This is a genomic window from Limosilactobacillus mucosae DSM 13345, from assembly GCF_001436025.1.
Lineage (GTDB): Bacteria > Bacillota > Bacilli > Lactobacillales > Lactobacillaceae > Limosilactobacillus > Limosilactobacillus mucosae.
Map to the genome: position 1 here is coordinate 1 of NZ_AZEQ01000053.1, position 2,129 is coordinate 2,129.

2 tRNA genes and 2 rRNA genes are annotated in these 2,129 nt (G+C 50.7%); all 4 read left to right on the plus strand.

The annotated features are described in order from the left end of the window. A 16S ribosomal RNA gene (locus tag FC47_RS10090) occupies positions 1 to 1,393 on the plus strand; the annotation flags it as partial. A gap of 91 nt (positions 1,394 to 1,484) precedes the next feature. Further along, positions 1,485 to 1,558 (plus strand) — tRNA-Ile (locus tag FC47_RS10095). 5 nt (positions 1,559 to 1,563) lie between these two features. Further along, positions 1,564 to 1,636: transfer RNA gene (locus tag FC47_RS10100), tRNA-Ala, on the plus strand. Between the two features lie 150 nt (positions 1,637 to 1,786). Further along, a 23S ribosomal RNA gene (locus FC47_RS10105) occupies positions 1,787 to 2,129 on the plus strand; the annotation flags it as partial.

Here is a 2,129-nt window from a genome sequence, read left to right on the forward strand (position 1 = left end):
AACAGATGCTAATACCGCATAACAATTTGAATCGCATGATTCAAATTTAAAAGATGGCTTCGGCTATCACTTTGGGATGGACCTGCGGCGCATTAGCTTGTTGGTAGGGTAACGGCCTACCAAGGCTGTGATGCGTAGCCGAGTTGAGAGACTGATCGGCCACAATGGAACTGAGACACGGTCCATACTCCTACGGGAGGCAGCAGTAGGGAATCTTCCACAATGGGCGCAAGCCTGATGGAGCAACACCGCGTGAGTGAAGAAGGGTTTCGGCTCGTAAAGCTCTGTTGTTAGAGAAGAACGTGCGTGAGAGTAACTGTTTACGCAGTGACGGTATCTAACCAGAAAGTCACGGCTAACTACGTGCCAGCAGCCGCGGTAATACGTAGGTGGCAAGCGTTATCCGGATTTATTGGGCGTAAAGCGAGCGCAGGCGGTTTGATAAGTCTGATGTGAAAGCCTTTGGCTTAACCAAAGAAGTGCATCGGAAACTGTCAGACTTGAGTGCAGAAGAGGACAGTGGAACTCCATGTGTAGCGGTGGAATGCGTAGATATATGGAAGAACACCAGTGGCGAAGGCGGCTGTCTGGTCTGCAACTGACGCTGAGGCTCGAAAGCATGGGTAGCGAACAGGATTAGATACCCTGGTAGTCCATGCCGTAAACGATGAGTGCTAGGTGTTGGAGGGTTTCCGCCCTTCAGTGCCGCAGCTAACGCATTAAGCACTCCGCCTGGGGAGTACGACCGCAAGGTTGAAACTCAAAGGAATTGACGGGGGCCCGCACAAGCGGTGGAGCATGTGGTTTAATTCGAAGCTACGCGAAGAACCTTACCAGGTCTTGACATCTTGCGCCAACCCTAGAGATAGGGCGTTTCCTTCGGGAACGCAATGACAGGTGGTGCATGGTCGTCGTCAGCTCGTGTCGTGAGATGTTGGGTTAAGTCCCGCAACGAGCGCAACCCTTGTTACTAGTTGCCAGCATTCAGTTGGGCACTCTAGTGAGACTGCCGGTGACAAACCGGAGGAAGGTGGGGACGACGTCAGATCATCATGCCCCTTATGACCTGGGCTACACACGTGCTACAATGGACGGTACAACGAGTCGCGAACTCGCGAGGGCAAGCTAATCTCTTAAAACCGTTCTCAGTTCGGACTGCAGGCTGCAACTCGCCTGCACGAAGTCGGAATCGCTAGTAATCGCGGATCAGCATGCCGCGGTGAATACGTTCCCGGGCCTTGTACACACCGCCCGTCACACCATGAGAGTTTGCAACACCCAAAGTCGGTGGGGTAACCCTTCGGGGAGCTAGCCGCCTAAGGTGGGGCAGATGATTAGGGTGAAGTCGTAACAAGGTAGCCGTAGGAGAACCTGCGGCTGGATCACCTCCTTTCTAAGGAATTAATCGGAAACCTGCACATTCGTTGAAACTGCGTTCAGTTTTGAGGGGTTTACCACCTCATCTCAATAATCGTTCGCTTGTTGGGTCTATAGCTCAGTTGGTTAGAGCGCACGCCTGATAAGCGTGAGGTCGGTGGTTCGAGTCCACTTAGACCCATATATGGGGAATTAGCTCAGCTGGGAGAGCACCTGCTTTGCAAGCAGGAGGTCATCGGTTCGATCCCGTTATTCTCCATTGCCAGTCGTTTGACTGGTGCTTGTACTTTGAAAACTAAATAATATTTATTTCTTTATTCACAATTAAACCGAGAACACCGCGTTATTTGAGTTTTATTAACGAAATTAATCGCATACTCAATAACTGAGGTGATCGTAAGATCATCAAGGTTAAGTTATGAAGGGCGCATGGTGAATGCCTTGGTACTAGGAGCCGATGAAGGACGGGACTAACACCGATATGCTTCGGGGAGCGGTAAGTACGCTTTGATCCGGAGATTTCCGAATGGGGAAACCCAATCATCTTAGTCGATGATTGCCTGAGCAGTGAATACATAGCTGTCAGGCGGTAGACGCAGTGAACTGAAACATCTAAGTAGCTGCAGGAAGAGAAAGAAAATTCGATTCCCTGAGTAGCGGCGAGCGAAACGGGAAGAGCCCAAACCAACGAGCTTGCTTGTTGGGGTTGTAGGACTGAACATTTGAGTTACCAAAGTGCGACGTAGTTGAAG